General features: G+C 49.3%; 5 protein-coding genes. 2 read left to right on the top strand and 3 right to left on the bottom strand.

Features of this window, described 5'->3' with window-relative positions; all coding sequences use genetic code 11:
- A partial coding sequence (locus RMO84_RS17090; protein ID WP_310489639.1) for an NnrU family protein occupies positions 1–264 on the bottom strand: 264 nt, incomplete at its 3' end.
- 175 nt (positions 265–439) lie between these two features.
- Between RMO84_RS17090 and RMO84_RS17085 the strand changes: the two genes are divergently transcribed.
- On the top strand, positions 440–1,612 hold the full coding sequence (locus RMO84_RS17085; RefSeq protein ID WP_310489638.1) for a hypothetical protein: 1,173 nt from the start codon (positions 440–442) through the stop codon (positions 1,610–1,612).
- 44 nt (positions 1,613–1,656) lie between these two features.
- Here RMO84_RS17085 and RMO84_RS17080 read toward each other — a convergent pair whose 3' ends face one another.
- Positions 1,657–2,184, bottom strand: a complete 528-nt coding sequence (locus tag RMO84_RS17080) for a hypothetical protein (RefSeq protein WP_310489637.1) — start codon at positions 2,182–2,184, stop codon at positions 1,657–1,659.
- A gap of 195 nt (positions 2,185–2,379) precedes the next feature.
- Between RMO84_RS17080 and RMO84_RS17075 the strand changes: the two genes are divergently transcribed.
- Positions 2,380–3,030, top strand: a complete 651-nt coding sequence (locus RMO84_RS17075; protein WP_310489636.1) for a triacylglycerol lipase — start codon at positions 2,380–2,382, stop codon at positions 3,028–3,030.
- On the opposite strand, the gene RMO84_RS17070 is transcribed toward RMO84_RS17075, so the two are convergent.
- Positions 3,006–3,440 (bottom strand): VOC family protein, encoded by a 435-nt coding sequence (locus RMO84_RS17070; RefSeq protein ID WP_310489635.1) that lies wholly within the window; start codon positions 3,438–3,440, stop codon positions 3,006–3,008. The genes RMO84_RS17075 and RMO84_RS17070 overlap by 25 nt on opposite strands.
- Between the last annotated feature and the right edge of the window lie 261 nt (positions 3,441–3,701).

Here is a 3,701-nt window from a genome sequence, read left to right as displayed (position 1 = left end):
CAAGACCCAGACTAGTGGTGCGATCCACGGCGTACCCTGGACTTGCCACAGTTGCCAGCCATCATAGCGGTGATTGAAGAAATAAATAATCAGGATAGTCGCAAATGGAATACTCACCAATGCGAATATGACTCGATACAGTCGCGCGCCAATTTTGGCTTCAGCCCAAGGGCGTAATGCCGCTAAGCCGCTATGGGCGATCGCAAAACCGAGTAGTAACCCAAGGATAATGCCGTGGCTGGCGATCGATGATTCTGGAGGCATGAGGTGGGGTTGGGAGTTGGGAGTTGGGATTGTGGGGGAAGAGAAAGGGGATAAGTTGAATTTGCTAGCTGGATAGGGGCATTCTAAGCTTAGCGGGTGTGGCGGCGATCGACGATCGCTGACTTTTGACAACTTTTACAAGATTATTCGCTGCAACTAATTTTCTTCCCTATCTATGTTAGAGCAAGCTGCTGATGCACTCGATCGTCAAGACTATGATACTGCTGCCAAGTTGATTGCCATTCTCAGCGCAGAGCGACCGGACGATCTCCTGGTTCGACTGTACGCGGCAAAATTGCAAGCAGCGACAGATCGACTCGATGATGCACTGCAAGGTTATCGGTTAGTGCTCCAACAAGCTGTCAATCCCAAGCTGGTGGCGGAAGCGCGGAGCGGCATCGAGCGGATCGATCTTCTGCAAGCGCAAAACCGAGCGGACGAATTAGAGATCGCTCGATCGGGGATTGAGGAGCGGAGCGAACCAGGTTTTCTAGTCCTAGAACCGATGTCTGCCGACCAAAAGCAAGCGACTTTCAAGCAGTTTGCAACGATTATGAATCTCGACCCATATAGTGCCAGACTTCAGCTTCCCAGTCGGGGGTGGCGACTGTATCGAGTCGGACAGATGGGTCGATTAGCCTTTTTACGCGATCGCCTCCTCAAAGCTGGAATTCCGTGTTTTTGTGTTTCACAACATGATACACAGCAAGTATTTGTGTTTCAGGTCAATCATTTGCAATCTTTTCACCCGCAAGCAGAGATTGTCTGCACGGACGATCGATCGGAACTGCGGACGCTGAAATTTGACTGGTCGGAAGTTACCCAAATCGTGACGGGAATGCTGCCAATTTTTGAAGAGGTCGTAGAAATCGACGGGCGCAATCGCACGCGTCGCAAAGCCAAAATCCTCGACTACGTGAGCATCTACGACCTCCAATTACGCGATCGTCGCACGATCTTCCGACTCTGCGCGCAGACTTACGATTTTTGTGACTATAAGCAGTCAATTACGCAAAAGCGGCACCCCCTCATGAGCGAACCGCGAAATCGATCGGGTGCCAATTTAGGCGGAGTGCTCAATGGGGATCGCATTCCGGTTACTAGCCGCGACAACTGGAAAAATGTTATCTCCCAAATTTCCGAACAAATTTCCGAACAAATTTCCGAACATCAGACCCAGAGCAGTTTTACGCCATTTGCCGAAACGGCGATCGGTTATCCAGAACTACTACATCGAATCGACCCCCATCTGGAATTACTGCGGCGCGCGGATAGCATGTGGGATCGTGCTTTTCACCTCTACAGTACCTTGGCAATGTGTCGCGATCGAGATGCCACTCGGCTCTAATCCCCTCGGCTGAGGGGATCTGCTACTAAAACACTGGTTGCTTGTTACTTACTACTTGACTCGGCAGCTTTTTCAGTATTGGGTTTCTCAGCACTAGGTTTCTCAACACTGGGTTTTTCTGGCTTGCGCTCCGCTGCCGTCGCTTTAAAAGCTTTTGGTTTCTCCATCTGGCGCGCTAAATCCACAAATTGGCGCATGTTCGCACCAGGACGCCGGCGACCGCTATTAGAGGACGGCTTGATAAGGTAGTCAGTGGCAAAGTTGGTAATGGTTGGCTGTGGTGGTGCCGCAACTGGTGTTGGTGCTGGCTCGGCTTTAGGTGCTTCTGCTTTCTTTGCGGCTTGAGCTGCTTTTTTGTCGGCTTTAACTTGCTTGGGATCTGCTTTGGCTGCGGGTGCTGCTGCTACTGCTGCGGGTGCCACTGCGGCGGGTGCTGCCGGTGGAACTACTAGATCCGCCTTAGCTGGTGTTTTTGCTGGTGCTTTCGCTGTAGATGTGGATTTAGCATCATCATCTTCTAGTTGGAGATAGAAGCCATCATTTTTCTTGCCAAAAAACTTTTTAAAAAACACGGTAATTTATCTCTCTCAATACATAAATTAAATTATCAATTTTGACAGCTAGTAAGCGCAAGATAAGCTTACAAACTTTAACAAAAATTTACCGATCGCGCGAACAGAGCCAGTTTCTAAACTGTCATGCGGCGATCGATCTGTGCCAGCGGGCCACCTTAGAATTGAAACCATCAACTACATTTTAGACTCTCAATGCTCGATAACATATCAGGATCGCTGCCGATTGCTGACATCAGTCATCTGCTCCCTCGCAATCCAGTGCTGCTCGTCCACGGACTAATGGATACGAGTTATAAGATGCGCAAGATTGCCACTCATTTGCGAGGGTTGGGGTGGCAAGTTGCCGATATCGATCTGACTGCTAATAATGGCGATACGCCGCTAGAAGTATTAGCTCAACAATTGGCTATCAAAATCGAGCGGATATTCGCACCGCAGCAACCGATCGATCTGTTAGGTTTCAGTATGGGTGGATTGGTAAGTCGTTATTACGTTCAACGATTAGGTGGAATCGATCGCATCCAGCGATTTGTGACGATTTCCACACCCCATCGCGGTACGATTGCGGCCAATTTTTCTACGCGGTGCGGTTGTATCCAAATGCGTCCCGAACATAATTTTATTCGAGATTTAAATCGAGATGTCGATCGCTTAAAGAAGCTCAATTTTACTTCTTTATGGACGCCGTTCGATCTGATTATTCTCCCGCCGAGCAGTTCGCAGCTAGGCATTGGTACGGAATTACAGATTCCCGTCCTGACGCATCCGCTCATGGTTGCCGATCGACGAGTACTGGCAGCGATCGTTTCAGCTTTATCTCAACCTGTCAAATCACCGATTTGAGTAAAATCTTTAGCACCGAAAATAGCTGCTTCGTGACGATAATATTTGAATTCTAATAAGTTGGCAAACGGATCTATTAAAAAGAACGTGCGATGTTCGGTGAGCGAACCAGAGAAACGATGCTTGGCGGCCTGGTAAAAGCTTAATTGACAGGATTGCGCGCGATCGTGTAATCCTTGCCAATCAGCTAAAGTTGGAAAGACAATCCCAAAATGGCGCGGATAAATACCCTGCTGTGGATCGAGGGTTTCATCGGCAACATGAGCGACTAATTGATGTCCGTAGAGGTTTAAAATCAGCGAGTTAACTGTTTCTCTACCGACGCTACAACCCAATCCATCGACGTAAAACTTTTTGGTGTCTGGGATATTGGCGATCGGAAAGGCTAGATGAAAGATGAATTCATTCATGAAGATTAGCGGGGAGCGGGGAGTGACTGAAATCGCGCTGAGGTTCCCGTCTGTCTTGTCTCGCTGTCTTGACCCAAACACATGCGGAGGGAACCTCCGCGTGATTTGGGTCGCTGTCTGGTCTTGTCTCGCTTCCATCGCCTTTGAAACCCGACCGGAGCGAGCCGCTGACCCAAACACATGCTCCTCCACTCTCCGCGTGATTTGGGTCGCATAATCCGGGAGCGGCGCATCGACAAAGGAGGGAACCTCCCGGTTGTG

Origin of the sequence: Chamaesiphon sp. VAR_69_metabat_338, from assembly GCF_031423935.1 — a bacterium.
Lineage (GTDB): Bacteria > Cyanobacteriota > Cyanobacteriia > Cyanobacteriales > Chamaesiphonaceae > Chamaesiphon.
The sequence above is the reverse complement of the archived record's forward strand: the minus strand, read 5'-3'. Positions and strand labels throughout refer to the sequence as shown.

Bases quoted from the DNA above. Each gene is read 5' to 3' on its own strand.
- RMO84_RS17075 (WP_310489636.1), top strand. From the start codon at position 2,380: ATGCTCGATAACATATCAGGATCGCTGCCGATTGCTGACATCAGTCAT.
- RMO84_RS17085 (WP_310489638.1), top strand. From the start codon at position 440: ATGTTAGAGCAAGCTGCTGATGCACTCGATCGTCAAGACTATGATACT.
- RMO84_RS17070 (WP_310489635.1), bottom strand. From the start codon at position 3,440: ATGAATGAATTCATCTTTCATCTAGCCTTTCCGATCGCCAATATCCCA.